The organism is Paraflavitalea pollutisoli (assembly GCF_029360705.1).
Lineage (GTDB): Bacteria > Bacteroidota > Bacteroidia > Chitinophagales > Chitinophagaceae > Paraflavitalea > Paraflavitalea pollutisoli.
This window is the reverse complement of sequence record NZ_JARKMX010000014.1, coordinates 1-26,175: the sequence shown is the minus strand read 5'-3', so window position 1 is coordinate 26,175 and position 26,175 is coordinate 1. Positions and strand designations below refer to the sequence as shown.

At 51.3% G+C, this 26,175-nt stretch carries 26 protein-coding genes; 14 read left to right on the top strand and 12 right to left on the bottom strand.

Annotated features, from left to right (window positions below; genetic code table 11):
* Positions 1 to 199: 199 nt before the first annotated feature.
* Both P2W70_RS30700 and P2W70_RS30695 read left to right on the top strand, forming a co-directional pair.
* Positions 200 to 1,639, top strand: a complete 1,440-nt coding sequence (locus P2W70_RS30700) for a Gfo/Idh/MocA family protein (RefSeq protein WP_276485429.1) — start codon at positions 200 to 202, stop codon at positions 1,637 to 1,639.
* A 322-nt stretch (positions 1,640 to 1,961) separates the two neighbouring features.
* Positions 1,962 to 3,617: a serine hydrolase domain-containing protein gene (locus P2W70_RS30695; RefSeq protein WP_276485428.1), complete on the top strand. Its 1,656-nt coding sequence runs from the start codon at positions 1,962 to 1,964 to the stop codon at positions 3,615 to 3,617.
* 5 nt (positions 3,618 to 3,622) lie between these two features.
* On the opposite strand, the gene P2W70_RS30690 is transcribed toward P2W70_RS30695, so the two are convergent.
* Positions 3,623 to 3,907, bottom strand: coding sequence for a hypothetical protein (locus P2W70_RS30690; RefSeq protein WP_276485427.1), 285 nt, complete (start codon positions 3,905 to 3,907; stop codon positions 3,623 to 3,625).
* Between the two features lie 232 nt (positions 3,908 to 4,139).
* Between P2W70_RS30690 and P2W70_RS30685 the strand changes: the two genes are divergently transcribed.
* The 3 genes from P2W70_RS30685 (at position 4,140) to P2W70_RS30675 (ending at position 6,794) form a co-directional block, all read left to right on the top strand.
* Entirely contained in the window at positions 4,140 to 5,210 is a 1,071-nt protein-coding gene (locus P2W70_RS30685) for a sensor histidine kinase (protein ID WP_276485426.1), read from the top strand.
* A complete protein-coding gene (locus P2W70_RS30680) occupies positions 5,210 to 5,938 on the top strand; it encodes a LytR/AlgR family response regulator transcription factor (protein WP_276485425.1) in 729 nt (242 codons plus the stop codon). Before P2W70_RS30685 ends, P2W70_RS30680 begins: the two co-directional genes overlap by 1 nt.
* Before the next feature lie 88 nt (positions 5,939 to 6,026).
* On the top strand, positions 6,027 to 6,794 hold the full coding sequence (locus P2W70_RS30675; protein WP_276485424.1) for a methyltransferase domain-containing protein: 768 nt from the start codon (positions 6,027 to 6,029) through the stop codon (positions 6,792 to 6,794).
* A 98-nt stretch (positions 6,795 to 6,892) separates the two neighbouring features.
* Here the strand turns inward: P2W70_RS30675 and P2W70_RS30670 are convergent, their stop codons facing one another.
* The 4 genes from P2W70_RS30670 to topA all read right to left on the bottom strand — a co-directional run bounded on the left by P2W70_RS30670 (position 6,893) and on the right by topA (position 11,930).
* Positions 6,893 to 7,363, bottom strand: coding sequence for a Dps family protein (locus P2W70_RS30670; RefSeq protein ID WP_276485423.1), 471 nt, complete (start codon positions 7,361 to 7,363; stop codon positions 6,893 to 6,895).
* Positions 7,364 to 7,662: 299 nt separating this feature from the next.
* Positions 7,663 to 8,577, bottom strand: a complete 915-nt coding sequence (locus P2W70_RS30665; protein WP_276485422.1) for a transglutaminase family protein — start codon at positions 8,575 to 8,577, stop codon at positions 7,663 to 7,665.
* A gap of 194 nt (positions 8,578 to 8,771) precedes the next feature.
* The gene (locus tag P2W70_RS30660; protein ID WP_276485421.1) at positions 8,772 to 9,323 is read right to left on the bottom strand and encodes a YcxB family protein; all 552 of its coding nucleotides are present in this window, start codon (positions 9,321 to 9,323) and stop codon (positions 8,772 to 8,774) included.
* 6 nt (positions 9,324 to 9,329) lie between these two features.
* On the bottom strand, positions 9,330 to 11,930 hold the full coding sequence (gene topA / locus P2W70_RS30655) for a type I DNA topoisomerase (RefSeq protein ID WP_276485420.1): 2,601 nt from the start codon (positions 11,928 to 11,930) through the stop codon (positions 9,330 to 9,332).
* Positions 11,931 to 12,265: 335 nt separating this feature from the next.
* Between topA and pxpB the strand changes: the two genes are divergently transcribed.
* The 8 genes from pxpB (at position 12,266) to P2W70_RS30615 (ending at position 20,313) form a co-directional block, all read left to right on the top strand.
* Positions 12,266 to 12,943 carry a 5-oxoprolinase subunit PxpB gene (pxpB, locus tag P2W70_RS30650; RefSeq protein ID WP_276485419.1) on the top strand — a complete coding sequence of 226 codons (678 nt, stop codon included), beginning with the start codon at positions 12,266 to 12,268 and terminating at the stop codon, positions 12,941 to 12,943.
* A 58-nt stretch (positions 12,944 to 13,001) separates the two neighbouring features.
* Positions 13,002 to 13,997: a 5-oxoprolinase subunit C family protein gene (locus P2W70_RS30645; RefSeq protein WP_276485418.1), complete on the top strand. Its 996-nt coding sequence runs from the start codon at positions 13,002 to 13,004 to the stop codon at positions 13,995 to 13,997.
* On the top strand, positions 13,991 to 14,752 hold the full coding sequence (locus P2W70_RS30640; protein WP_276485417.1) for a LamB/YcsF family protein: 762 nt from the start codon (positions 13,991 to 13,993) through the stop codon (positions 14,750 to 14,752). The genes P2W70_RS30645 and P2W70_RS30640 overlap by 7 nt, the downstream gene beginning before the upstream one ends.
* Positions 14,733 to 15,962, top strand: a complete 1,230-nt coding sequence (locus P2W70_RS30635; RefSeq protein ID WP_276485416.1) for an NRAMP family divalent metal transporter — start codon at positions 14,733 to 14,735, stop codon at positions 15,960 to 15,962. Before P2W70_RS30640 ends, P2W70_RS30635 begins: the two co-directional genes overlap by 20 nt.
* 74 nt (positions 15,963 to 16,036) lie before the next feature.
* Positions 16,037 to 16,462, top strand: coding sequence for a hypothetical protein (locus P2W70_RS30630; RefSeq protein ID WP_276485415.1), 426 nt, complete (start codon positions 16,037 to 16,039; stop codon positions 16,460 to 16,462).
* 210 nt (positions 16,463 to 16,672) lie between these two features.
* Positions 16,673 to 17,131 (top strand): hypothetical protein, encoded by a 459-nt coding sequence (locus P2W70_RS30625; protein ID WP_276485414.1) that lies wholly within the window; start codon positions 16,673 to 16,675, stop codon positions 17,129 to 17,131.
* A gap of 217 nt (positions 17,132 to 17,348) precedes the next feature.
* Positions 17,349 to 18,833: an FAD-binding oxidoreductase gene (locus tag P2W70_RS30620; protein ID WP_276485413.1), complete on the top strand. Its 1,485-nt coding sequence runs from the start codon at positions 17,349 to 17,351 to the stop codon at positions 18,831 to 18,833.
* 217 nt (positions 18,834 to 19,050) lie between these two features.
* On the top strand, positions 19,051 to 20,313 hold the full coding sequence (locus tag P2W70_RS30615; RefSeq protein WP_276485412.1) for a DUF4407 domain-containing protein: 1,263 nt from the start codon (positions 19,051 to 19,053) through the stop codon (positions 20,311 to 20,313).
* An 11-nt stretch (positions 20,314 to 20,324) separates the two neighbouring features.
* On the opposite strand, the gene P2W70_RS30610 is transcribed toward P2W70_RS30615, so the two are convergent.
* The 4 genes from P2W70_RS30610 to P2W70_RS30595 form a co-directional block, all read right to left on the bottom strand.
* Entirely contained in the window at positions 20,325 to 20,876 is a 552-nt protein-coding gene (locus tag P2W70_RS30610) for a hypothetical protein (RefSeq protein ID WP_276485411.1), read from the bottom strand.
* A gap of 64 nt (positions 20,877 to 20,940) precedes the next feature.
* Positions 20,941 to 21,471: a hypothetical protein gene (locus P2W70_RS30605; protein WP_276485410.1), complete on the bottom strand. Its 531-nt coding sequence runs from the start codon at positions 21,469 to 21,471 to the stop codon at positions 20,941 to 20,943.
* A 289-nt stretch (positions 21,472 to 21,760) separates the two neighbouring features.
* Positions 21,761 to 22,915 (bottom strand): DmpA family aminopeptidase, encoded by a 1,155-nt coding sequence (locus P2W70_RS30600; protein ID WP_276485409.1) that lies wholly within the window; start codon positions 22,913 to 22,915, stop codon positions 21,761 to 21,763.
* Positions 22,916 to 23,100: 185 nt separating this feature from the next.
* Complete coding sequence (locus P2W70_RS30595) at positions 23,101 to 23,418, bottom strand: winged helix-turn-helix transcriptional regulator (protein WP_276485408.1); 318 nt, start codon at positions 23,416 to 23,418, stop codon at positions 23,101 to 23,103.
* 71 nt (positions 23,419 to 23,489) lie between these two features.
* On the opposite strand from P2W70_RS30595, the gene P2W70_RS30590 reads away from it, so the two are divergent.
* Complete coding sequence (locus P2W70_RS30590; protein WP_276485407.1) at positions 23,490 to 23,747, top strand: hypothetical protein; 258 nt, start codon at positions 23,490 to 23,492, stop codon at positions 23,745 to 23,747.
* Positions 23,748 to 23,810: 63 nt separating this feature from the next.
* Here P2W70_RS30590 and P2W70_RS30585 read toward each other — a convergent pair whose 3' ends face one another.
* The 3 genes from P2W70_RS30585 to P2W70_RS30575 form a co-directional block, all read right to left on the bottom strand.
* Complete coding sequence (locus tag P2W70_RS30585) at positions 23,811 to 23,984, bottom strand: hypothetical protein (protein WP_276485406.1); 174 nt, start codon at positions 23,982 to 23,984, stop codon at positions 23,811 to 23,813.
* Positions 23,981 to 24,550: a DUF6934 family protein gene (locus tag P2W70_RS30580; protein ID WP_276485405.1), complete on the bottom strand. Its 570-nt coding sequence runs from the start codon at positions 24,548 to 24,550 to the stop codon at positions 23,981 to 23,983. The genes P2W70_RS30585 and P2W70_RS30580 overlap by 4 nt, the downstream gene beginning before the upstream one ends.
* Before the next feature lie 65 nt (positions 24,551 to 24,615).
* Positions 24,616 to 25,239, bottom strand: coding sequence for an SGNH/GDSL hydrolase family protein (locus tag P2W70_RS30575; RefSeq protein ID WP_276485404.1), 624 nt, complete (start codon positions 25,237 to 25,239; stop codon positions 24,616 to 24,618).
* Between the last annotated feature and the right edge of the window lie 936 nt (positions 25,240 to 26,175).

The window sequence follows — 26,175 nt, the reverse complement described above, 5'->3', positions numbered from 1 at the left end:
CATTGTCTTATCGTACTTTTTCGCCGCCTAATTAGTGGTTTTTCAACACTTAGGGTACTTGTTTGCGAATTCATGAATAATTAATCACCAACGATAAAAAATATTTTCGGGGAATGGGCGGTTTCCTGTAATTTGGCTGCTAAATCGTTATTCCACTGCTGTTCCCTAACATATTAAATTAAAAACCAAGTTTGTCAGCATGAAAAAGAAACAAACGAATCAACCAACCCGCCGCGATTTTATCCGCAATTCCTCGCTGGCGGCTGCAGGTTTTTTCATCGTGCCACGCCACGTATTGGGTAGAGGCTTCATCGCCCCCAGTGATAAACTGCGCATTGCCGGTATTGGCGTAGGTGGTAAAGGCCAAAGCGATCTGGCTGAGTTTGCCAAGAGCCCCAATGCCGACATCGTAGCTCTTTGCGACGTTGACGACCGTTCGGCCAAGAAATCGCGTGAGCGTTTTTCCAAGGCGAACTATTACAGAGATTTCCGTGAGATGCTGGAAAAGGAGAAGAACAATATCGATGCCGTTTCCGTCTCCACACCTGATAACACACACGCGGTAGCAGCACTGGCTGCCATGCAACTGGGCAAGCACGTATACTGCCAAAAGCCCATGACCCATGATATTTACGAAGCGCGTGTGCTGACCGAAGCCGCTAAGAAATACAAAGTGATCACCCAAATGGGCAACCAGGGTGGTTCTGGCGACGGCGTTCGTAAAATGAAAGAAATGGTCGACGCTGGTATGATCGGTGATGTACATACTGTACATTGCTGGACCAACCGTCCCGTATGGCCTCAGGGCGTTCCTACCCCTACAGGTACTTTTGAAGTTCCCAAAGAACTGGATTGGGATCTGTGGCTCGGACCTGCCAAGAAGATCGATTACAACCCCGCTTACCTGCCGTTCAACTGGCGTGGTTGGTGGAACTTCGGTACCGGTTCACTCGGTGATATGGCTTGCCACATCATGGACCCCGTTTACCGTATTCTGCCCATCGACTATCCTACGAGCGTAGAATGTAGCGTAGCAACTATCTGGAAAGAAATGTGGAACGATACCACCAATCCCGATAGCTGTCCTCCGTCTACCATCGTTCACCTGGTATATCCCAAGAAGAAGGGTAAAGGCGAGATCCGCGTATCCTGGCACGATGGTGGCCTGCTGCCTGAGCGTCCGGAAGAACTGCTGCCCGACGAACCCATGGGTAACTGGGATGGCGGTACCATCTTTATCGGTACGAAAGGTAAGATCATGTGCGATTGTTATGGCGCCAACCCCCGTTTGCTGCCTACGCGCCTGATGAAAGAGAAGACCATGCCGAAAGAAACCATCAAGCGTGTACCAGAAGGTCACTACGTACAGTGGGTGAACGCCTGTATCGCTGGTTATGGTAAAGGCGAAACCAGCTCTCCGTTCGAGTTTGCTGGTCCGTTTACCGAAAGCATCCTGATCTCCAACCTGGCTATCCGTAGCTACCTGATGAAAAATCCGAATGGTAAAGGATGGGATGACAAGTACCTTGGCCGCAAGAAACTCCTGTGGGATGCCAAGAACATGAAGATTACCAACTTCGACGAAGCGAATCAGTTCGTTAAGCGTGAATACCGCGACGGCTGGAAACTGAGCCTCTAAGGCTATCGGTGACTGCAGCGCAGGCTGTCAGCACCCCATTCGTTGAGCAACGATACAAAGGGTATCTCTGTAACAAGAGATACCCTTTTTTTCTTTGGGTGGAACCGGTTGACCACATAATTCCTTGTCCGGAGGACAATTTTAGCGCTAGTATTTTGTTCGTACGAAATATTTCCTACCTTTGGTTTATGCCGGGCAAGCTACCTGTTTGAGGGTAGTAGCCAGCATTGGTCTGTTTATTTCACCATCCATTTATTCATGCAAGCGCCAGCCGGCGAACGTGCTTCTATGCCGCAGGCTGTGTATTGCCATACCTGTAACTATGCCACCAATCATTCGCCTGTTATTGATCATCGTACTACTGACGTACAGCGCCAACCTGACTACTGCACAGTCGTTGCCGGATTCAACACGAGACAAGATCGACCGCTTGTTTGCACAATGGGATCGACAACCTATACCGGGTTGTGTGGCTGGTGTGGTGATGGGTGATCAACTGGTATATGCCAAGGGATTTGGACTGGCCCAGCTCGAGCAGCGACTCGCCAGCACACCGGAAAGCATTTACTACATGTGTTCGGTATCTAAGCAGTTTGCAGGATATGCCGTGGCTTACCTGGTGAACGAAGGGAAGATCAGGTTGGAGGAAGATATTCATACCTACGTGCCATCGCTGCAGGATCTTGGCAGCAAGGTCACCGTGGAGAACCTGTTGCACCATACCAGCGGCCTGCGTGATGATATCAGGCTGATGGACCTTTTTGGCCTTGGCGGAAGTGGGTTATTGACGCAGGAACTGGGTATGCGTATCATCCGGCAACAACACTCGCTCAATTTTGAACCAGGCACCAAATACGCTTATTCGAACAGCAACTATGTATTGCTGGCCGAGATCGTCGCCCATGTAAGTGGTACCTCGTTCCGGCGGTTTACCGACTCGGTCATCTTTAAGCCATTGCAGATGACCAACAGTTTCTTTGCCGACGACCCGTATGCCCTGATGCCTGGTCTGGCACCCTCATATAGCTTTTCCAACGGTCAATGGCGCAATGCCCGGCAACAGGTATACACATTGGGTGATGGCGGTCTGTTTACGTCGCTGCAGGATATGTCGAAATGGGTACGTCATTACTGGTCGCCCGATGGGGCTACCCAACAGGTAATGCAGCTATTTACCGCCACACAGCCCCTGAAGGATGGCCGACGCAATTATTATGCAATGGGTATCAGTGTGGATACCGTCAACGGACGGCGGCGTTTGCTCCACAATGGTAGCCTGGCCGGCTACCGGACAGTCGTATTGGCCTATCCCGATCAACAACTGGGTTTTGTCGTGTTTGGTAATGGTAGTGATAATGCCGTCTACAATAAGGTCATGGAGATGTCGGACCTGTTGTTGCCACCGGTGGCCAATCAAGGGGGGAATGTTAGAACGGAGAGCCCCACTACAGGGACTGCCTTGCCCGATTCCAATAAGGTCAGAAAGCTGGCCGGAGCCTACATTGCTGCCAATGGTTACCGGGTTGATGTGAGCTGGCAACGGGGCGCTTTGTATGTTGGCAGTAATGAGCTCGCGCCTGCCAGCTTCACCGAATTCTATATCAGGAACAGGCCGGCTGTCCGATACCGCTTTGCCGGAGAAACCTTGCAGCTCATCTCTCCGGCAATGGCACTGCCGATCGAACTGCAAAGTGCCGGCGCAGCACCGACAGGCGCCGCGCTCAAAAATTATGTTGGTCGGTATCATTCCGACGAGCTGGATTGCCGGTTTACGATATCCCTGCAGGAGGGTAAACTGGTGATCGAGCATATACGCCTCGGTAAAGCCGATATGGTGTTGGTAGGCCCCGATCATGGTGTTACGCAGGCTGCCTTCATCCGGCATTTGTTGTTCACACGCGATCACCGTGGACGAATTACGGGCTTCGATTACAACGATGGTGATATCATGCACCTGCATTTCAGCAAAGAACGATAGCGCTGTCAGTCACCCAGCCTGTTTCTTTCTTCGCCACTGTTCCGGGCCGAGGGCACCTCCCAGGCAGTACCACCGGCGGATGCCATCATCGATTCTACAGGAAGGATGATGCGATCGGTACGGCGTTCGATCATTGGCTTGCGACCGGTGACGGTCACCGTCTGCAGCGTATCGTTTTTGCGGATACCCATCGTATCGGCAGACTGGCGCGATTGCGCCAGGGTATCTTCAACAGCCAGGAGTGCCAACAGGGCAGGGAGCAGGCGAATGATAGGGATTGAATGCTTCACGGGACCTGATTTTCAACAAAAGAAGTACAAGGCAGCCCCGTTTTGCCGACATCTCGTCGATCGACGTAAATGCACCGGTATACAGCGGTTGCAGACCTCCTAACATGCCGGCAGGCGCCAAATGGTTGTATCGGGAACCTGGCGGGGAGTTTGTCTAAAAAGTCAACCTGCAAAGCCACCTAATCCCTAATTTGAGGTTTTATATCACCCGGTAGGAGATCAACCTGTACGCATGCAAGGAAATGTTATCAACTTCTATCTATGCCGTTCCCGCTTATTGACCCATTGTCTGTTTTGGGTAGCCTATATCCTTTTGTATACCGGCATGCACCTGGGTGACGATGAGTTGTGGGAAAACTTCCTCTATGAACTTTTCCGGTTGCCCGGTACGCTGGTCGTCGCTTACTTCAACTTATACGTATTGTACCCGCGCTTTTTTGCGCGTGGGCGTTACGTAGGTTATGTGCTGGCAGCAATCAGTTTATTGCTGGTTTGCTCGGTACTTAATCGCTATCTCCTGGAACGGGTGCTGGAACCTGATTTCATGGCCGATACTACCCACCCCGAAGCCATCTTTGTCTGGTACATGTTGTTCAAAAGCATGATCTGGCTGCTGGGGCCGATCTTGTTGTTTACCCTTTTCGTCCGTATCCTGCAACAATGGTATGGCCAGCAGCAACAACAGCAGGCGATTGAAAAAGACCGTTTGCGGTCGGAACTGAATTACCTGCGTGCACAGGTACAGCCCCATTTTTTGTTCAATACACTCAATAATCTCTATTCGCTTACCTTGCAGCAATCGCCCGTGGCACCTGCCGTCGTGCTGAAATTGTCGGACCTGATGAGCTATATGTTGTACGATGCCCAGGCGGGGCGCACTTCGCTGGAAAAGGAACTACAGCATATCCGTAACTACATCGAACTGAAAAAACTGCGGTATGGCCAGCGATTGGAGGTTTCGCTGAATGTGTCGGGCGATACGACGCAGATCGGTGTAGCGCCCTTGTTATTGATCCCTTTCGTCGAAAACGCTTTTAAGCACGGCGTCAGCGATGAGACCGGGCAGGTGTGGATCACGATCGATATTAAATTGAAAGAAGGCCGGTTGCAGCTGAAGGTGGAGAATAGTTGTAGCGATCAACTGCCCGATGCCGGGACTATTCGCCGGGAGCAGACGGGTATTGGTTTGCAAAATGTAAGAAGACGGCTTCACCTGTTGTATAACGGTCAGCACGAACTGGTACTGCTGCAGGAAGCAGGCCGCCATACGGCCGATCTTACCATTCATTTATCTGATGCCTGATGGAACACACGATCAAATGCCTTATTGTAGACGATGAACCCCTGGCGGGCGATGTGGTGGAGCAATACATCCGCCAATTGGATACCCTGTCGTTGGAAGGCCGATGCAACAATGCGCTGGAAGCCTTTCATTTTCTGCAACAACACAAGGTGGATATCATGTTGCTCGATATTCAGATGCCCCGCCTCACAGGCATCGACCTGTTGCGTAGCCTGCCGAAGCGTCCGGCGGTGATCATTACCACCGCTTACCGCGATTATGCGGTGGAAGGCTTTGAACTGGAGGTCATCCACTACCTGGTGAAGCCGATACCTTTCAATCGTTTTCTGGCAGCCATCCACAAGTATTACCAGCTTCCCGCTATTCCTACTGGTCATGGCACGCCTACTGCACCACCGGCCTCAGGTACGTTACCGGCCTTGATTACCGGTACAGGACCTGCATTGGCGCCCGATCCATTCATCTATCTCAAGGCTGATAAAAAGATGGTGAAAGTCTTGCTCAAGGATATCCTGTATATGGAAAGTCTGCGCGACTATGTGCGGGTGAAAACGGCCGATAAAGACATCATTACCTACCAGCGTATCACTTACCTCGAAGAGAAACTACCGGATGAACTATTTCTCCGCAATCACCGGTCGTATATCATCGCGATCGATAAGATCAGGGCGTTTACCGCCGCCACCATCGAGATCGGTACCGAAGAATTGCCCATCGGTCGTCAATAACGGGAAGCCGTCATGCGGGTACTGGGCTGTTAAAAGTTGTGCCTCGGAGAATGTGTACCTTGCAGGTTCTTCATCAAATCCATTGTCTATGCCCTGGGATCCGGTCAAGTATGGTCATTTCAAAAGGGAGCGCAGTGCGCCTTTCTTCGATGCCTTGCAATTGGTACAGGATGTAAAGCCTGGTCTATCGGTCATTGATCTGGGCTGTGGTACTGGCGAGCTGACGCGGCACCTGGCAGATCGCTTGCCGGATGCCACTGTTGTAGGGGTCGATAATTCGGCGGAGATGTTGCAGGAGGCTGGTACATTTACGCGGGATGGGTTGAGCTTCGTTGTACGTAGTATTCAGGATCAGCTGGCGCTGCCGGGACAATGGGACCTGATCTTCTCCAATGCTGCTCTGCAATGGGTACCCGACCATGAATGGCTGTTTCCTGCTGTGATCGACAAGATCAAACCCGGTGGACAACTGGTGGTGCAGATGCCTGCCCAGCACCATAATATTGCCAACCGGTTGTTGTTGCAGACCGCCGCCAGTGCGCCATATGAACAGGCGCTGAAGGGTTTCAAAAGAACGTCGCCGGTATTGGATACCGATCGCTATGCGCAGTTGTTGTTTCGACATGGCGGTACAAATATTACTGCGCTGGAGAAGATCTATCCGTTGATCGTGGAGGAGACAGAAGAGGTCTTCAATTTTGTCGCTGCTACGGGCATGATCCCCTATATGGAGGCGTTGCCGGAGGAATTGAAGGCACCCTTTGTGGCGGACTTCAAGGCGCGCATTGCGGCCTATTTTCCCGACAGGCCGATCTTCTATCCTTTCAGGAGGATCTTGCTCTCAGCCCGGTTTTAAGGGGCGCGGTTTACCTGTGTAAAAAAGCGGACTGCCCGTTGCGGTCACTATCCGCCTGCGCACAATCCGCCTCGGTATATAATTCGGGAAAGATTTTCTTACTTGAGGTAAGCGCGGAGCATCCACGCCCATTTTTCGTGTTTTTGCAGGAGCCCTGTCAGGAAGTCGGTGGTGCCGGCATCCTTGAGTTTGTTGTCGACGATATCGATCTGCTCACGCAGGTACCGCGTCATGGTTTCGTGGTCATCGAGCAGGTTCTTCACCTGTTTTTGTTGATCGTTGGTGGGGGCATCCTCTTCCAGATCGGAAAGCTTCACGTATTCTTTCAGCCGGCCTTCTGCATAATGCCCGATCTTACGAATACGCTCTGCGACTTCATCGATATCCTCCGCCAGTTCTTCGTATTGTCCTTCATAGAATTTATGCATTTCCATGAAATTGTCGCCTTCGTAGTTCCAATGGTAATTGCGGGTCTTGGAGTAGATGATCATCTCATCGGCCAGTACCTTGTTTAAGATCAGGGCCACATCCTGGGCATGTTTTTCGGTCAGACCAATATTGGCTTTCATACTTTATGATTTGGTTTGTTAATGCAGTGTTATGCAATAGATACTGTCGGTAGGTTGTACAGCATTCGTGGATGGCATGGCTGCAAATCCGATGCCTGCGGGGAAGAAAGGCAACCAGGCAACAAGGCACAGAGGCAAACAAGGGAATACAGGCAACGAGGGGATACAGGCACGAGGCAATGCAGGGAGCATGGTCACACAGACCAATAGGTAATTCATGCAGCTTCTGTATAGCAAGGCTGCAACGTATGGTCAAACAAACGTTGTTGAATGGCAATAGCCATGAAGCCATCCGTTCATTACACGGGTGGACCTTCCGGGGCGGGAGGTGGTGTTGGCGGTTCTTCCACGATCAGCTCGGCCAGTCCAACGAGTTCCTGTTGTTTGTAACGGGTCTTGTCGGTGTCGAAGCATTTGGCAAATTCTTCAAGCAGGATCTGGATGACCCGCTTGTTCGACAAGGGCTTGAAATAGGAAGGTACGGGCGGCACATTGATCCGCTTGAAGTAGTTTTCTACATCTTTATGGGTAAATACCTGCCCACTCATGGGGTCGATGAAGAACTCGGCCCGGTACAGCATGTCGGTCGTATGCCGGTGGAAGTCGTAATCGGTCTTGAAGTAGGCGAGTACGAACTGGCGGGGAATGTTGATGGCCCGGATAGGCACATCGAGCAGTTCGCTTACTATGAGATAGAGGATACCATTGGCAATGGCATTACCTCTTTTGCTTTCGAGCTGTTTGTTGATCAGGAACTCTTCGGGATGCTGGTAGCCCACTTCTGCACCACGCAGGCTGTAGTAATTGTACAGGATGCTGGTGAGCACGTTGACCTGCTCCAGGGGGGTGAGGTAGTTGTTGAGCTCAAGCCAGATATTGCGGCGCAGCTTTTCTACTTCCTGAAATACCTGTGCGGTAGCCAATTCGGGATATTGAAAACGGGCGGCAAGCAGCGCGCCGGTCAGTAAGTCCTGGTGGGTATTGTTGTTCCAGAGGGAAACTTCTTCCGAAAGATCGCGCAGGTGGAGGCGGTGGATCAATTGCTCGATCCTTTCCTGTATTTCTTCGCTGATGGTGTTTTCCCAGAGGTTCTCGAGGTTGGGAATAATTCCTTTTCCAAAGTCGATGATGCGGGTAGATACCGCTTGGTATACCTCAGTGTCAGGATCGTCCAACAGGTGAAACAGCGCCGATATTTCCTTAGTTTCTTCCATGATTTGCAGTTACTTCAGTGTCCAACACATCAGATATGGCAGTCAATTTCGGGTAAACTGTAGGATTACAAATGAAAATGTTTTCCACAAATCCACAAATGGGAATGCTACAAGTCGGTCAGGGACAACTGTTTTGGAATGCAAACAGCCGTCCGGGCTGCGTTGTAGCTGTAAACGGTAGCGGCTCTACAAAGTTATTCTTCTGTTCCGAATTCTGAAGTAAGTGGCAGGTAAGTATCGAATATTCGTTCCAGTTCCTTCCTGTCGGCCGGGTTTTGTACAGCCCTCCGGGGAATAACGATGGCATGATAAGAGTTAGTATACAGGTAATAACACAATGGCGTTTCTCCTTTTCGCACGATGGCATCCCAGGCGTATTTCGATTCGGAGGATTCGTCCTTGTCGATGATGCCCGATTCCATAAAGGTTACTTCTGCTGCATTCAGGATATGCTGATTTTCTGTTTGGCGTAAGGTGTCTTTCACACGCCGGTCGATTGATTTGCGGATAAGCCAGGGCACCAGCAGAAAGTAAATGAGTGCAATGATGCCGAAAACGATGAGGTCCCACAGCCATTGCTGGTTATGACGGCTGTAAATGAAAAGGCCCGCTACTACTGCGTATAATACAAATACACGTAAGTAATAGCGGACCCTGTAGCCTTTCTTCTCCGGTGAAGCCCAGGCGGTGTAATAGTTATAATCGAAGTATTCTTCTTCGGTAAGATGGTATTTCAGTACCAGCATCCGTGTTTATTTCTTCTTCGGCGCTGCTTTTTTGGCGGCGGCTTTTTTAGCGGGTGCAGATTTCTTGGCAGCTGCTTTTTTAGCAGGGGCTGCTTTGGTTTTCTTCGCAAACGCGTTGGGCACCTGTGCTTCGATCATCTTCTTCACATCGTCGAGACTTACTTCCGCCATTTCTTCGGCAGTGTATTTGGAATCGTCGGCCTTTCTGCCCAGCTTCAGCATCTTTTTACCAAATCGGATGAAGGGACCCCAACGGCCATTCTCGAGTGCGATCTTTTCATCGGGCCAGTTTTGGATGTACCGGTTGGCTTCTTTGCTGATCTTGGTCTCGATCAGTTCTTTTATATCGGAAGCGCTCAATGCATCGAAATTGTACCGGCGTGGCACGTTGATGAACATCTCGTTCCATTTGATGAAAGGACCAAAGCGGCCTTTACCCTTGGTAACGGGTTTGTTATCGTAGGTATCGATAGGAGCGTCTGCTGTCTGCTTATCTTTGATGATCTCGATCGCGCGCTCGAGCGTTACATCCAGTGGCTCTTCACCACGGGGGATGGAGATGAACTGTTCGCCAAACTTCACGTACGGACCAAAGCGGCCGATGTTGACGACCACTTCCTGCCCTTCGTATTCACCCAGGGTGCGGGGCAGTTGGAACAGGGCCAACGCTTCGTCGAGCGTGATGGTCTCGATGCTCTGGTCTTTTTTCAGCGCGGCGAAACGTGGTTTCTCTTCATCGTTCACATCGCCGATCTGCACCATGGGACCATAACGACCCATACGCGCCACGATCTTCTTACCGGTCTCTGCATCTACACCCAGCTCACGCTCGCCTTTGATGCGTTCAGCCGTTTCGATGGTGTTGTCTACATCCTTTTTGAACGGGATATAGAAATCGTCGATCATGCGGTTCCACTTCAGTTTGCCAGCAGCTACTTCGTCAAACTCTCCTTCAACGCGGGCGGTGAAGCCGTAGTCCATGATGTCATCGAAGTATTGCTTGAGGAAGTCGGTCACGACGAGACCCAGGTCGGAAGGGAATAGTTTTGATTTCTCGGCACCGGTATTCTCGGCATCGACTACTTTGGTGATCTTGTCGTTGGCGAGGCGGAACACGCGGAATTCGCGGCGTACGCCTTCTTTATCTCTTTTCTCTACATACCCTCTTTTCTGGATGGTAGAGATGGTGGGGGCATAGGTAGAAGGTCGGCCGATGCCGAGCTCTTCGAGCTTCTTTACCAGCGATGCCTCCGTGTAGCGGGGCAGGGGGCGTGTATAGCGCTCGGTAGCCTTCATATTGGTCAGCGGCAATTGCTGCTTCACGGCGAGTGGGGGCAGCATGCCTTCATTTTGCTCGTCTTCAGAGATGTCTTCATCGTCGCGGTCTTCCCGGTATACTTTCAGGAAGCCTTCAAACTTCAGCACCTCACCGCTGGCAGTGAGCTCTTCCTTATTGGTGGAGATGAGGATCTTCGCAATGGTCTTTTCCAGTTCGGCGTCGGCCATCTGGCTGGCCATGGTGCGTTTCCAGATCAGCTCATAGAGGCGTTTGGTATCCGGATCGTCTACCGTGGAGTTCTCCATGTAAGTAGGGCGGATCGCTTCGTGCGCTTCCTGGGCCGATTCATTCTTGTTCTTGTACTTGCGTGGCTGGAAGTAACGGTCGCCGTAGGCGCTGGTCACTTGGTTGCGGATGCCCTCCATAGCGGTATCGCTCAGGTTGACGCTGTCGGTACGCATATAAGATATGTAACCGCTTTCGTACAGCTTTTGTGCGAGCAACATGGTACGGCTTACTGAATAACCCAGTTTACGGGAAGCTTCCTGCTGCAGGGTGGAGGTGGTAAAGGGGGCAGAAGGTGATTTCTTGCCGGGTTTTACCTGGATATCGGTGACCGTGTAATCGGCGCCGATACAACTTTGCAGGAATTTCTCCGCGTCTTCGGCCTGGTTGTACTTCTTGCCTTCGGCACTGAAGCCGACCTGCTTGCCGGTGGTATCTTTGGCGGTAAACTGTGCGTCTATTTTAAAGGAGCTGACGGCGGTGAAGGCATTGATCTCCCTTTCGCGCTCGGCGATGAGCCGAACGGCGACACTCTGTACGCGGCCGGCGCTGAGGTTGTTCTTCATGCTCATCTTGCGCCAGAGCACGGGGCTCAGCTCGAAACCTACGATACGGTCAAGTACCCGGCGAGCCTGCTGGGCATTCACCAGGTTCATGTTGACAGTACGGGGCTTGCTCACCGCGTTGACGATGGCAGGCTTCGTAATTTCATGAAATACAATACGTTTTGTAGTTTCTGGGTCCAGTCCGAGTACCTCGCACAAATGCCAGCTGATGGCTTCCCCTTCGCGGTCCTCATCCGTTGCGAGCCACACTTCGTCAGATTTCTTGGCTAGCGTCTTTAATTCTTTTACGACCCTTTCCTTTTCGTCGGGTACTATATATCGGGGTTGATAGTTATTCTTAACGTCGATACCCATCTCGTCCTTTTCCAGATCACGAATATGTCCATAGCAGCTCTTTACCTCGAAATCTTTGCCCAGGAACTTCTCAATAGTCTTCGCTTTTGCAGGGGACTCTACGATCAATAAATTCTTCGCCATACGTTGATTGAACGGTTTTACAATTGGCCTGTTGGCGTGCAAGTTTAGTGTATAAGCACGATACCAACAAATTGCTGCCGGTGGCCAAATAGCTAAATTAAAGAAAATCAACGCGAAACAAGAAATGGGGAGGGAAGTTCCCAGCGCGGGAAAGGGGGAATAGGGCTACAAGGCATAGATCCAGCGAGGCAAGGGAAGAAGGTAGCCGGGCGACAATCCGGCGATTTGGCGTATCTCACTGGCAGTTACCTGCCAAGCTGTATATATTGTACTATTTATTGTAAGAAACCATATCTTTAGTCCATCGGACATCCTGCAGCCTGTCATTGAACCAAATGCCCGTCATATTTTCATTGGGTGATGGGGCCGTCACCATCGACCTCGGAAACCAGCTCAGCGAAGCGCTGAATGGCAAAGTACTCGCCATGAACCAATGGTTGCGACAGCATCCATTTACCGGCCAGAAAGACATCATCACCGCTTATTCTTCACTCACCCTCGTGTTTGATCCAACCCTGATCAAGGCGCATTACCGCCCTGCCCATACCATTTTCGAGTGGGTGCGGGACCAGTTGCTCGACGCTTACCACCAGTCTGGCGCGACCGTCAGCCAGGCACCGGTGAGGCACCAGATCCCGGTTTTCTACGGGGGTAATGACGGGCCCGACCTGGCAGCCCTGGCTGCGGCCAAGGGGATGCGTGCTGAAGAATTGATCCATATCCACACGGCGACCGTGTACCGCGTATACATGATCGGGTTTTTACCCGGCTTTGCTTATCTGGGCGAAGTAGACCCGCTGATCGCGCAGCCGCGCAAAGAAAAACCTGTACCCGTGGCGGCCGGCAGTATTGGTATAGCCGGCTCGCAAACAGGCATCTATCCGCTGCCCAGTCCGGGAGGCTGGAACATCATCGGGCGCACCCCGCTGCAAATGTTCAACCCTCAGTCGCAATTTCCCGTACTACTAAAGGCAGGCGACGAAGTAGTGTTCTATCCGACACAAGGGCTGTAAAACCAGTCGGTCATCCAATAACCTGCTTTATCCAAACTCAAAACCCGTAACAATACCTATGTCCTTAACGATCATCAAACCCGGCCTGTTGGATACTATACAGGACCTTGGCCGGCCCGGCTATAGCTGCTGGGGTATCAATCCGGGCGGTGTCATGGACGGTTATGCAGCCCGCATAGCCAATATGCTGGTTGGTAATGATCCGGGAGCGGCTGTGATGGAGATCCATTTCCCGGCTGCGCAAATCCTCTTCGAACAAAACGCACTGATCAGTATTACCGGGGCCGATTTTACCCCCACGCTCAACGACAATGAGCTCGTCAGTACCTGGCGGCCCATCGTAGTGAGACGCAATACCATTCTGCATTTTCCGCAATGGGTGCAGGGCAGTCGCTGCTACCTCGCTGTGCATGGCGGATTCTGCGTACCGCAATGGCTGGATAGCTATAGTACCAACCTCAAGGCGGGCGTGGGTGGCTTCCATGGCCGTAAACTCGAAAAAGGGGATGAGCTGCCTTTTAAAGAGAATTCTATTTACTTCGCCGGTTTGCTGAAGGAAACGCGGGAATACCAGCCGCTCAACTGGCGTGTCGATACAGGGCGCACTTATCAATTGCCCCATGAGATCAAGATCACGACCGGTCATGAATGGAGCCAGCTTTCGGCGGCTTCCCAACGCGATATGCTCGATAGCAACTTCATCATTCATCCCTTCTCCGACCGTATGGGGTACCAGTTGCGCGGCGTACCTTTGAAGCGGCAGGTCAATACGGAGCTGCTTTCTTCCGGCGTGAGCTTTGGTACGGTACAATTACTGCCCGACGGACAACTTATTTTATTGATGGCCGATCACCAAACCACCGGCGGATACCCACGTGTGGCGCACGTTATCTCTTCTCAGTTACCCAAACTGGCGCAATTACGGCCGAGCGACAGCATACAATTTCAACTGGTTGACACGCCTACTGCCGAGGAATTACTATTTTCACAGGAACATGAGCTCAGCATAATTCAGCGGGCATGTCATGATCACCTGAATCAACTAGTATGGTAGCGATAGACATTAATTGCGATATGGGGGAAAGTACGCACCTCTGGCCTTATGACATCGAGAAAGACATTGCCTTATTTCCTTACTTAAGTTCCATCAACATTGCCTGCGGGTTTCATGCGGGCGATCCGTTTACCATGCATGAGTTGGTGGCGGCCGCCTCGGAAGCGAATATTGCCATCGGGGCGCATGTATCGTTCATGGACCGCGAGAACTTTGGCCGCACGAATATGACCTTGTCGCCCGAGCAGGTGTACGACCTGGTGGTTTACCAGATCGGGGCGCTGCAAGCATTCCTCAAGTTGTATGATGTGTCTTTGCACCATGTAAAACCACATGGCGCGCTGTACAATATGGCAGCGGCAGATCCTGCCCTGGCCGATACGATCTGCCGGGCGGTCAAAAATACCGACAAGAACATGATCCTGTACGGCCTCTCGGGCAGTGAAATGATCAATAAAGCGAATGTCTCCAAACTCATTTCCTACAGTGAGGTATTTGCCGACCGAACTTACCGCGACGATGGCAGCTTGACCCCACGTTCGGAGCCCAATGCCCTGATCGAAGATGAAGTGGTAGCTGTGCGGCAGGTTTTACAGATGGTGAAAGAGGATATGGTCACCACGACCACGGGCAAGAAGATCAAGCTGGATGCGGAGACTGTTTGTATCCATAGTGATGGTCCGCATGCCCTCGCCTTTGCCCAACGTATTCACCAGGCATTAAAAAAACAAGGTATTGAAATCACCGCTGACTAATCCTTCCGGCAATAAGACACGGGCGATGTTTGGCGGCGGCGGTGCTGTACTGGGCGCTGCCTTTCTGATGGCCAACTCTTCGATCGGTCCTGGGTTTCTCACACAAACAACGGTTTTTACGCAGCAACTGCTGGCGGGTATGGGGTTCGTGATCCTCGTATCGGTATTGCTGGATATCGGGGCGCAACTCAATACCTGGCGGGTACTCACGGTGAGTGAACTGCGCGCGCAGGACCTGGCCAATGCGTTGTTGCCGGGACTGGGTTATTTCCTGTCGATACTGGTGATACTCGGTGGTTTTGCTTTCAACATCGGCAATATCGCCGGCTGTGGGCTGGGCATGAATGTGCTGACGGGGATGTCTTTTGAGCAGGGCGCGATGATCAGTTGTGTGGTGGCGCTGATCCTGTTCTGGATGACGGAGATCGGCAAGATGCTGGATGGTTTTACCAAGATACTCGGTGTGGTCAAGATATTGCTGACGCTTTTTATTGCTTTCAGCGCGCATCCGCCGCTCGGCGAAGCGTTGCGGCAAACGGTGATGCCGGAGAAGATCAGCATGATCGCTATCGTGGCCCTGGTGGGCGGTACGGTTGGTGGCTATATCACGTTCTCTGGTGCGCACCGCTTACTCGATGCGGGCATCAAAGGAACGGCGCATATACAACAGGTGAACCGTAGTGCGATGAGTGGCATTGTGATCTCTAGTTTCATGCGGTATGTGTTGTTCCTGGCGGCGCTGGGCGTCGTGGTACAGGGCGTGGTACTGGATGACCAGAATCCGCCGGCGAGTGTGTTTCGCCATGCGGCGGGTGAGATCGGTTTCCGGATATTCGGGGTGGTATTGTGGAGTGCGGCCATCTCATCGGTGGTGGGGGCAGCATATACTTCGGTCTCCTTCTTCAAGACCTTTCATCCGTTGTTTGCCCGCTACGAGCGGTTGTGTATCTCGGTGTTTATTATCCTCTCTACATTGATATTTGTATGGATCGGCAAGCCCAAGCAATTGCTGATTGGGGCAGGTGTCGTGAACGGGCTGATTCTGCCGATTGGACTGGGCATTATCCTGATCGGCGCCATGAACACCCGGTTGATGAAAGGTTACCGACATCCTGTGTGGATGCAGCTGGCCGGTTGGGCGGTGGTGGTCGTGATGGGCTATATGAGTGTAGTGGCGCTCGCCGATGACCTGCCGAAGTTGTGGAAGTAGCCAACAACGGTTTTACCTGCCCGTTTTGAAAACTTCGGGAAATGGGCTTATTTTGGGGCTACTCAAAGCCTCTTATGAATAATTTTGCTGCCATCAAAGCCAAATACCTGGCGCAAGGCGTCAAGGAAGACAATATCGATTATGCCATCGGTGCCGTCAAAGAAGGCGGCAAAAGAGAGCATATCCTAGACAACCTGATGGCAGACTACCGCGGCATGGACCCCATTGAAGCCAGCCAATTAATGGAAGAACTATTTGCGGCCAACGGCGGCGAGTTCAAAAAAGAAAACCGGGGCGGCTACCTGTATGGGGTGGTACTGCTGCTGCTCGGGTTGGCGGCTACATTCTACATTTACTACGTGTATACTTATGGCGGTACGCTGCGCAAAGCGTTGCTGGTATGGGCGGTGGCCATCGGTGGCGTGCTGGGCGGAATTGTCTACATCGTGATGTCGATGCGGGGCAAATACCGCGATGAGCATGATCCGTTCAATGAATAAACTCCTGCCTGCATTGTAGATATCTCCATAACGGCCATCCAAAGGCTGACACGGAAGTGCAAGCCCTTCTACATCCCCGATGATATGTCTATCGTAAAACTGCTTGCTATATTAACGCTTCATAGATTTAACCATCTGTTAAATGAATGTGAAGCATAGGCAATGCTGTGTAATGACTAACTTGCGCGCATCTTTTTAAAAACCACAAGTATGAAGAAGTTATTGACAGTAGTGGCAGTATTGTTCCTGGCAGGAAGTAGCGCCTATGCGTGCAAGTGCAAACCGGTAGACTATGAGGTCACCAAGAAAAAGCAGTTGAAGCAGTATGATTTCATTGCCCTGGTAAAGATCGTATCGGTCGATACGCTTTCGGGCGACCCCGCCAATCCCGATAACCGTGGCGGGCGCTGGCAGGTACAGGTTACCAAGCTGATCAAAGGTAAAAAGACAACCGTGGTGTTTGAACCCATGATGCTGACCAGTTGCCAGTTTTACATGAAACCCGGCGACGAATGGATCCTGTTTGGCAGCAAAGAGAAGGGCAAACTTTCGATCCATCCCTGTAAGCACGACCTGGCGTACAAGCGTGCCGATGAACCACAGCCCGCCAATGCCGATGCGCAAAAATTCCTTGACCGGCTGACTAAGCTGTACAAGGTGAGAGCATAAAAAGATCGACAGCGTTTCTCTCAAAGCTGTTTGAAGCGTTCTGAAATTGTATCATTCGGCAAAAGGATCGGTCCCGCCAGGCGGTGCCGGTCCTTTTGTCTATCTACGCCGACTAGCGCGGCAGTTTCTCTACAACCACCTGGTACCCCCTCCGGGGCAATCCCGTCTTTATTGGCCCATGACCAACCGGCTCCCCGCTTTTCTATACATTTAATCTATGGAAAAGATCACGCCGGCCGATCATCGCTATGCCGACCTCGCTGCCAAACGTTTCAATAAGCGGTATACGGGCAAGCCCGAATACATTGTGCTGCCCACTTCTACCGCAGCAGTGGTGCAAGCCTTGCAGGAGGTGGTCGATAGCCAACGGCGGCCCGTAGTGCGTAGTGGCGGCCATTGCCTCGAAGGATTTGTGGCCGATCCCACCGCTCAGGTAGTCATCGATATGCAGTTGATGACTGCTATTGAATTTGATACCACTAAAGGAGCTTTTGTGGTGGACGCAGGCGTCACCGTGGGCGAACTCTATCGCCGGCTGTTTTTGGGTTGGGGCGTATTTCTGCCGGCGGGTGAGCATCCCGGTATTGGTGTTGGTGGTCATATCCTGGGCGGAGCTTTTGGATTTCTTTGCCGGGAATATGGACTTGCTGCCGATCACCTCTATGCCGTAGAAGTGGTGAGGGTCAATGAGCAGGGCAAGGTGCAGGTGGTATTCGCTAGCCGCGAGGACGACGATCCGCACCAAGAACTCTGGTGGGCCCATACCGGCGGTGGTGGTGGTAATTTCGGGATTGTGACGCGTTACTGGTTGCGTTCGGCGAACGTTTCCGGCGACAATCCTGCTACGACATTACCCCAAGCGCCCGCTACCCTGACCACATTCCGGATCGGGTGGGAGTGGAAAGATTTCGACGAAGCCTCTTTCGCGACGCTCGTACATCGGTTTGGTGACTGGTGCTTGCGCCATGGTGGACCAAACTCTCCCTATATATCGTTATTTGGCATTCTATTTCTGAATCACCGCAACATCGGCAAAATAGAGATCAAAGGATTGGCCACAGGAGCTACCGCTGCGGACGTCATCAACGCGTTTGTAAAAGACGTCGTAGAGCCGGTGGGGCTGGCTTATACAAAACAGTTGGAGGAGAACGCCTGGCTGCAATTTGCGCTGAATCCTTTTCCCGAACTCTTTCAACCTGGCTTCGACAAGGCACAGGCAAAAATAAAAGATGCTTTCTTCCGCCGCCCATTGACGGACGATCAGATAGCTACTGCTTATCGATACCTCACGGCGCAGGTGCCGATTGGCGGTATGATAGGCCTGGCCACCTACGGCGGAGTGGTCAACGCCATTCCTCCCGACCACACCGCGTCGGCACAACGGGATGCTATCATGGATGTGGCCTGCAATACCGGTTGGATGGATCCATCCGGCGAAAAGCCCAGCCTCGATTGGGTGCGCAATTTTTACAAGGATCTCTTTGCTGCTTCGGGTGGTGTGCCGGTTCCCAATGAACAGACGGATGGCGCCATGATCAACCATCCGGATACCGACCTGGCCAGTGCCGACTGGAATACTTCCGTTACCCCCTGGTACACACTCTATTATAAGGCGGGCCACCCACGTCTGCAGGCGGTAAAGGCAGCTTACGATCCGTTGAATATTTTCCACCATGCGCTGTCGATACAGGCGGCGCTATGAGTATCCAGCCAGGCGTTGAATACTTATGCCGGCATCGGTCCGAATAGTACCGCTATCAACCTGCTGGCGCCAGTCGTCTTTGCCGGTGAATTATCGGCGAATTACCACCTGTTTTCACGTTTCATTTGCAATTATTGCCGTTATTTGCCGTTGTATTCTCGTTCCACTTCAACCGCTATCGTTCAACTTTTACAATTTATTTCCTAAAAGCATTCTTATGTCTGCCAAAGAACCTGTGCAGGGTAATGACCTGTACGCCTACGACTCCTTCAGCGGGGGGAGTGGAAAACGATCCGACTCGAATTTTTTGTGGTGGTGTGCCGGCGCACATCAGCAACTCCTCAAGCAATTTCCATCAGAACACAGCAAGTACAGTGGCCTGGGAGGCGTGATCCTCGCCACCTTTGTATTGGCTGCCGTATCCTCCGGCTATGCGATCTACAGCATCTTCAACAGCATTGGGTGGACATTTGTCTTCGCCCTGGTGTGGGGCCTTATCATCTTCAACTTCGACCGGTTTCTGGTGTCTACCATGCGTAAGTATGGGGTCAGTCCGCGCAAGCAGGCCTGGATGGCGGTGCCACGGGTGGCGCTGGCGCTGCTGATCGGGGTGACCATTGCCCGGCCCCTCGAATTGAAGATCTTCGAAAAGGAGATCGATACCAAAGTGGTAGAGAATATTCACAAGAAGATTCGGCTGAATGACAGTCTGCTGCAGGCGGAGAACAAAGCGCTGATGCAGACCACGGAAGCGGAACGCAACCGGCTGATCACCCGCAAACTGTCGATCGAAGATACGTTGCACCGCCTGCAACAGTCGTATGTGCAGGAGGCGGATGGTACAGGTGGATCGGGCAGGAGGGGCATTGAAAACCTGACCCGGCTGAAGATGAACGCCTTTGAAACGGCCCGCCAGCAGTACAGTCCGGAGTTGGCCCTGTTGCAGGTGGATATCGCCAAACAAGATAGTATCCTCGCTGGTGCCAAAGCTGGCCTGGAAGACAAACGCAAACAATACGAAGCGGCAGCGAAGGCCAATGTGGGTTTCCTGGAACGGAACAAGGCCTTATCTGACCTGGCTTCTGAAGAAAGCAGTGTGTTCTGGACGAGTTTGCTATTGTCGCTGCTGATCATCCTGATCGAGGTGGGGCCGATCGTTTCAAAACTGATCATGCCCGTAGGTCCTTATGATATTGCGCTGGCCAAGGAAGAATTGACACAAATGGCTGCAGCTGAAAATGAGATGCGCAAAGACAAAGAATTGACTTCTGAAAAGAAGAAGGCTTTCTACCGCAAGCAAAAGGAAGTGTCGGACCAGTTAACAGATAAGCTTTCCGCTTTACAGCAAAAACACATCGACGAGGAGCTCGAGAAGTGGGAGCGTGGTGAGTGGAATCCACGGGATCACCGTGCTTCGATGGATGAAGTGATGCGCAAGATCAAGGAGCGCTACCAGGTAGATGAGGGAGATGTGCTGTAATCGCTACCGCCTTATTGCATAAAGAAATACATTGCGGCCAATAATACGAGTAAGGTCACCATGGAGATCACAGTAATCCGGGTGACCTTATATTTTTTTCTGGCGGATGGTAGGATCAGAAACAGGAGTGCGAGCAGGATCAGGAAGACCACCGTTCCGCCGAGTATTTTGCTTAGGTTATCGGCCAGCGGATAGTAAGCGATCATCAACCAGGTGGCGATGGTCAGGATGAGCAGCAACAAGGGCACGGAGATTACCCAACCAGCTTTTTTACCGTTGAGCAGCAACCAGCCACCCAGTAAGGCCAATATGATGGATACAATAGAACGTACATGGTTCATCAGTTCACTGGAGCTGATGTGTATATCGCCTTCGTTGACAGAGAAGGTATCGGCCTTAGACGATAGGAAACTGCTGACCTGCACGAAGAGGTACACGAACCCGATGAACAACACGATGATACCGGCAAACTTTTCCCGCCAGCTGAGTTTAGCGTATGGTGTGCCAGTAGCTAATGGAGCCTGGGGTGCGGACGTTGTCGGTGGTGTTTGTTGCATATCCATGGTGGAAACGGGCGATTGAAGTCGCAAGTTTAGTAGAAAAATGCGAACTAACAAGCCTAATGGCCTAAGTAGCCCACTCATAGTCGATAATTAACTTATTGACAGCACGTCGCCGAAGCTGGTATTCCTGTTTGCCAAAAAGGGTTTTAAACGGCTCTTTTTTTGCGGAGCACCCCCCGAGTGAGGGTTTGCCCGGCTGCAGGATGGGTGTTTGCCGGCCGTAGGGGCGATTCAACGATACCTTTGGGTATACCTCGATAACGCCCGATTGGCCATATTGCTGGCGAAGAAAATCAATGATCTCACCCTCGGCCCACTGGTAGCGCAGCCAACACATTGCTTCCCCGGTTAGCTTTCTGTACAGGGTATGCTGTTTCTTGTCGGGGTTGACTTCTCCATATACGATCGACGCAATTTTCGACGCCCGGCTCAATAGACCGGCATACTGCATGGTTTTCCGGAAGGCAGGATCTGTTTTGACTCGCTCGCCGGTAAGATTGCTGCGCGTACGCATGAAGTAGCGTCCATGCATCTGGTAGATGCACACCGGGCCAATGGAGCCCGTAAAAGCAGGTATGCCGTCGAATCTTGCCATGGTTCATCTTAACGGTAAATATACTGCACGGGTAAAGGGTGGCATCAACCCATGTGGTGAGGTCCTAGGCAGGTAGGTACGGGATCCTAGACAGGTAGGTATGAAAGTAGGGCGCACGTTCTTGTAGCTGCCAGGGAAGGGGCAGGCGCAGCCGCCCAAGCCGGGACTATCCATGCACCATCCATCGGTGATCTATCGGAGTTAAAGCGCACTTGACCCAAGGTTGGCCGATGGATCGGGAATGTATGGTGGTGGTGTGGGCGACCAGGCAGCCCGTTTTACCCATTGTTTATCGCTTGTTGAACCGGTTGTATTGCTTCAGCACCTGTACCAGCCGGTCATGGGGCAGGGCATGCCAGGTATTGCCATTGATGCCCTGCATGGTCTCGGCGGCCAGCAGCACGTTGATAATGGCTTCTTCCGTGGCTTCGGCGGTGGCCAGGTAAATAGGGTCCATCATTTCTTTGTGTACGGTACTCCATTGCTCAAGGGAGCCTTTTAAACCTGGTTGATGGGTGCTCAAAGCGACGAAAATGTCACCCGAGCCATTGCTGGCCCAGCCGCCGGTGCGCGCTATGCCAATGACGGCCCGTTTGGCCACCTGTTTCAGTTGCAGGGGCATCAATGGCGCGTCGGTAGCGATGACCACAATGATGGAGCCGTCTTTCTTTTCTTTCATGTTCACTACGGGCCGCAGGTCGGTGATCTCTTTGCCTACGGGCACACCGGCTACGTTCAGGAATTTGCGGCCGCCAAAATTGGCCTGGACAAAAACGCCCACGGTATAGCTGGTACTATCGATCCTGATTACACGCGAGGCCGTACCGCTTCCCCCTTTAAAACCAAACAGCGACATCCCGGTACCTCCGCCTACATTGCCTTCGGCAATGGCGCCTCCATGTGCGCTGTCGAGGGCATCCCATACATCCTGGGTTTTTACATGAAATCCATTGATATCATTGAGCATACCATCGAAGGTCTCAGCCACGATGGGCATGGAAAAGGCAAAGTCGAGCGAGTTGCCCGAGGAGAACTCTTTGGTATTCCACTGGCCAATGGCGTCCCGTACGGTACCTACACTGTTGGTATTGGTAATACCAATGGCGCCGTAGCCCCTTCCGTAATCATCGATGTAAGGAATGCCGGTCATTTCGCCGTCTCCGTTGAGGGAGAACCAACCGGCAGGATACCCTTCCAGACTTTTGCCTTTGGGCAGTATGACGGTCACGCCGGTGCGAACGGGGCCTTTACCCCTGATGAGGCTATCGGCTTTCCCTTTAATGATCGTTTTATAACCGACCAGTATACCTGGTACATCGGTGATGGCATTGAGCGGGCCGGTGGTGCCATCGAAAGGTACACCCAGGGCGCGGGCGCGTTGTTTGGTTTGTGCGGTGGCAGCCAGGGTCAGGAGTGATGCGATGAGAAGTGCGCATGATCTCATACAACTAGAATTGGTGAAGGGAAAGGTAAGCGATTTTCACCTGGAGTCTGTATCCAAACTGTATGGAGTGTTGCCATTGCCGGATCAGGCAGCGGAGGATGGTTGTATGATGGCGGTTTGATCTGCTGCCCGTTTACCGGGTAGGGAGAGTTTTTTTACAGCGATGGACAATCTGGTACATGGAGTTACTCCTGACTAAGCTTTTCCAGTTGTTCGAAGACGGGGATGAGCAATTGTCCTTTGGGGGTCAGTACGTATTCTACATGCAACGGCTTTTCCTGCACGACAACCCGTTGTAATAAGGCTTCTGCTTCCATTTCGCGCAGGGCGACAGTCAATGATTGTTTGTTGGAGCCTGGTATCTGGCGCAGGAGGCTACTGAAGCGCAGCGGGGCTGATACGGCCAACCGGAATATGGCGGCTTTGTTTTTGCCAGACAGGGATTTGAGCAGGGCTTGTGCCGGACAGGTTTCTTCTTCGGGATTAGATTGTGGTGTAGTCATAAATTTCTGACTGCTTGCAGGGTAAACGAATTCGGTTCAACTTTGCGAAATTAACCAAAATAACCGACTGTATGGCTTCGAAGAAACGCCACGAGATGAGTAAGGAAGAATTACTGAAAAACGAGAAGATGCTGAAAGTGGCCTTTTATGCGCTGGGGATTGGTAATCTGATTCTCCTGGCTCTTGGCCTACTCTTAATGACCCAAAAGGGAAACAAATTTGTAGCGCTGGTTTTCATTCCCGGGGCTATGACACCGATCCTGCTGGGCCTTATCAATTCACTGAAGGCGGTTAAGAAGGAGAAAGTGGTGAGGGGCCTCAACAACTAAATTGAATAGTTTAGTGCTGTAATTGGACTTGGCTGTCATGCATGGCTGTATCTCCCCCGAAGGTCAGGCTTTAGGTTTAGGGATTGGTGGGAACTTTGTATTCTTTAAGATCTCACGCGCAAGGGCTGTTTTTTCGGGAAAGTGATTCACTCCTGCAAACGTTTGGGCTACTTGCTTCAGAAAATCCTTCGTTTCGGTATCCGACATGTTGGGTGGAATTTTCTTTACGCTTTTCATATCATAAAATTAGCTAATTGTTTCTGAATAAAGAAAATAGATTCATAGTTGTTGTTTCTTCGATATTCCTCCATAACATATTCATTATGAGTGTTTTTTACGCCTCCGCAAAATTGATATTCCTTTGATAACAAATCATAGTTCTTATTTAGAAATGATTTGTAAAGTTTTATCCTTCGATGTTGATTCCGGCAGTGAGGGGGTGCACAGTTTTTGTTACAAGTGAGCCAACATAAATCAGGATATAGTGTATTGCTATCACTTCCTTCTACCATTATCATGGCACCCGGAAAGCGTTTAAGGAAATCCAGAACGGTGTTTAAAACTGTATTAAAGACTTTATAAGCATCACCATTGGCAGAAATATCCATGTCTTGCAACGTGCCATTGTCCAGATTCAGCGTTCCAAAACCAAAATTATAGGTAGGCCGTTCACGGTTTATTCCCACATAAGTATATTGAACAACTTTCAATAATCTACGGTATCCGTTGCTAACGAAATAATAACTGGCATTTTCGTTGTCAAGTTTCTCCTGAAATAAATAACAATGCTCCGAGTTTGTCATGTGAAAGACTTACCCGCGCATATACGATATCGCTAAGCACCTGGTTTTGGCAGGACGGTGAATACTTAATTCTCCAGGTTTCCGATCCCTGTTGCCAACTTTTCGGCCCAGCGTTCATAATCTTTACCCGATGGATGGAGATTGTCGGAGGTGAGTAATGTACGATCGGTCGCTGCTTCGCGCGTACCGGGTGTAATGTCGATATAGTGTACCTTGTATTGCGCCGCTACCGCCTGGTTGATCGCATTGAATTGGTCGATCTCCAAAGCGATCTGCGCACGATCGCGCCCCTCGGCAAACGGCGTAACTCCCCAATCAGGGATCGATAACACAAATACATGGTTGTTGTTGCCACCTGCATAGGCAATCGCTTTCAGCAACAATCCTTCAAACTCGCCCTTGTACTCCTCACTGCTGCGACCACGGTACTGGTTGTTGACCCCGATCAGCAACGACACGATATTGTAAGGACCCGGCGGATTGGCCGCCGCGATGCCGGCCGTCAGTTCGTCTGTCGTCCAGCCGGTCTTGGCAATAATGGTAGGTTTGCTGAATGGATGTCCGGCCTTGTTCAATAGCTGAACAGCCTGGTGCGGAAAATTCTCCGCCTCCGGTACACCTTCGCCAATGGTATATGAGTCGCCCAGGGCGAGGTAGGTTTGGTTGGGTTGGTTCCTTTCCTTTGTCATTTTGGTGCAATGTATAGACAGACAAAGGTATAGGAACAATACTACTTTGTTCACGTCAGAAGCCTTTGTCTATATACGAAGTAAACAAGCTATTTAGCTTGTAGGCCACCAAAAATACCCGGTTACCGGTCAAAACTGTACGCTACTTGGGTCAAACTACGCGGTACGCCGGTGATCTGTTCGGGCGGATGGTGATCGAAATAATGCTCAGGGCTCGTCCTCATGACGCGGTGGCCGCACCGTCTTTAAAAAAGAACGGGTGCTTCGCTGGAAGCACCCGTTCTCTTGGTGTGCCCAGCATGATCTTAAACTTGGAGGTGGGAGTCCTCTACGGGCCTTGATAGTGGGAACCGTTAGCCAATGGCAAGGGTGTCCACCGCGAGGTGGAATCTGAAGGAAGCCTGCGGCAAAGTCCCGGTCCGACGAACAGAAACTGTATACAAGGCATCAAGAGGTGGACAAGGCTGCTAAGCAAGCTAAAGTCCTAAACTATCCGGAACCTCTATGATGTAAATACAGCGGACACATGGGATGAAAGTGTAAGGTCTTACCTGGGGATATCTGCCCAACTGCTGCCGGCGGGAGACGCGTATCCTAAAGGGGCAATGAATATCAGAGATGGTATATCAGGTTTGGCAGAAGTCAGCTCTGGAAGTAGTACCTGTGGCCTAAACAGGGAAGGCCCAGACATCAGAATGCTGCGGAGTAGTCATGGAACTGGAATCACTGTGATGAAAGCAGAAAACTCACTCTAAGGTGAGACTGAATTAAAAGGGTAAGGCCGGAAGCCTGAGCGTATTAATCAGTGCTGAGCAGTGGTTTTGAAGAAAATACGAAACAAAGCGACGAGAAAAAAAAGCAATGGCTAATGGAGTTACTAGCACGTATACTGGATAATCGCAACATACGCCGTGCCTATGAACAGGTATTGCGTAA

Bases quoted from the DNA above. Each gene is read 5' to 3' on its own strand.
- P2W70_RS30700 (WP_276485429.1), top strand. From the start codon at position 200: ATGAAAAAGAAACAAACGAATCAACCAACCCGCCGCGATTTTATCCGC.
- P2W70_RS30585 (WP_276485406.1), bottom strand. From the start codon at position 23,984: ATGAAAAGCGTAAAGAAAATTCCACCCAACATGTCGGATACCGAAACG.
- P2W70_RS30670 (WP_276485423.1), bottom strand. From the start codon at position 7,363: ATGAAAGCCAATATTGGTCTGACCGAAAAACATGCCCAGGATGTGGCC.
- P2W70_RS30625 (WP_276485414.1), top strand. From the start codon at position 16,673: ATGAAGAAGTTATTGACAGTAGTGGCAGTATTGTTCCTGGCAGGAAGT.
- P2W70_RS30685 (WP_276485426.1), top strand. From the start codon at position 4,140: ATGCAAGGAAATGTTATCAACTTCTATCTATGCCGTTCCCGCTTATTG.
- P2W70_RS30580 (WP_276485405.1), bottom strand. From the start codon at position 24,550: ATGACAAACTCGGAGCATTGTTATTTATTTCAGGAGAAACTTGACAAC.
- P2W70_RS30590 (WP_276485407.1), top strand. From the start codon at position 23,490: ATGGCTTCGAAGAAACGCCACGAGATGAGTAAGGAAGAATTACTGAAA.
- pxpB (WP_276485419.1), top strand. From the start codon at position 12,266: ATGCCCGTCATATTTTCATTGGGTGATGGGGCCGTCACCATCGACCTC.
- P2W70_RS30675 (WP_276485424.1), top strand. From the start codon at position 6,027: ATGCCCTGGGATCCGGTCAAGTATGGTCATTTCAAAAGGGAGCGCAGT.
- P2W70_RS30595 (WP_276485408.1), bottom strand. From the start codon at position 23,418: ATGACTACACCACAATCTAATCCCGAAGAAGAAACCTGTCCGGCACAA.
- P2W70_RS30645 (WP_276485418.1), top strand. From the start codon at position 13,002: ATGTCCTTAACGATCATCAAACCCGGCCTGTTGGATACTATACAGGAC.
- P2W70_RS30615 (WP_276485412.1), top strand. From the start codon at position 19,051: ATGTCTGCCAAAGAACCTGTGCAGGGTAATGACCTGTACGCCTACGAC.
- P2W70_RS30630 (WP_276485415.1), top strand. From the start codon at position 16,037: ATGAATAATTTTGCTGCCATCAAAGCCAAATACCTGGCGCAAGGCGTC.
- P2W70_RS30680 (WP_276485425.1), top strand. From the start codon at position 5,210: ATGGAACACACGATCAAATGCCTTATTGTAGACGATGAACCCCTGGCG.
- P2W70_RS30600 (WP_276485409.1), bottom strand. From the start codon at position 22,915: ATGAGATCATGCGCACTTCTCATCGCATCACTCCTGACCCTGGCTGCC.
- P2W70_RS30665 (WP_276485422.1), bottom strand. From the start codon at position 8,577: ATGGAAGAAACTAAGGAAATATCGGCGCTGTTTCACCTGTTGGACGAT.
- P2W70_RS30695 (WP_276485428.1), top strand. From the start codon at position 1,962: ATGCCACCAATCATTCGCCTGTTATTGATCATCGTACTACTGACGTAC.
- P2W70_RS30660 (WP_276485421.1), bottom strand. From the start codon at position 9,323: ATGCTGGTACTGAAATACCATCTTACCGAAGAAGAATACTTCGATTAT.
- P2W70_RS30575 (WP_276485404.1), bottom strand. From the start codon at position 25,239: ATGACAAAGGAAAGGAACCAACCCAACCAAACCTACCTCGCCCTGGGC.
- topA (WP_276485420.1), bottom strand. From the start codon at position 11,930: ATGGCGAAGAATTTATTGATCGTAGAGTCCCCTGCAAAAGCGAAGACT.
- P2W70_RS30605 (WP_276485410.1), bottom strand. From the start codon at position 21,471: ATGGCAAGATTCGACGGCATACCTGCTTTTACGGGCTCCATTGGCCCG.
- P2W70_RS30610 (WP_276485411.1), bottom strand. From the start codon at position 20,876: ATGGATATGCAACAAACACCACCGACAACGTCCGCACCCCAGGCTCCA.
- P2W70_RS30640 (WP_276485417.1), top strand. From the start codon at position 13,991: ATGGTAGCGATAGACATTAATTGCGATATGGGGGAAAGTACGCACCTC.
- P2W70_RS30620 (WP_276485413.1), top strand. From the start codon at position 17,349: ATGGAAAAGATCACGCCGGCCGATCATCGCTATGCCGACCTCGCTGCC.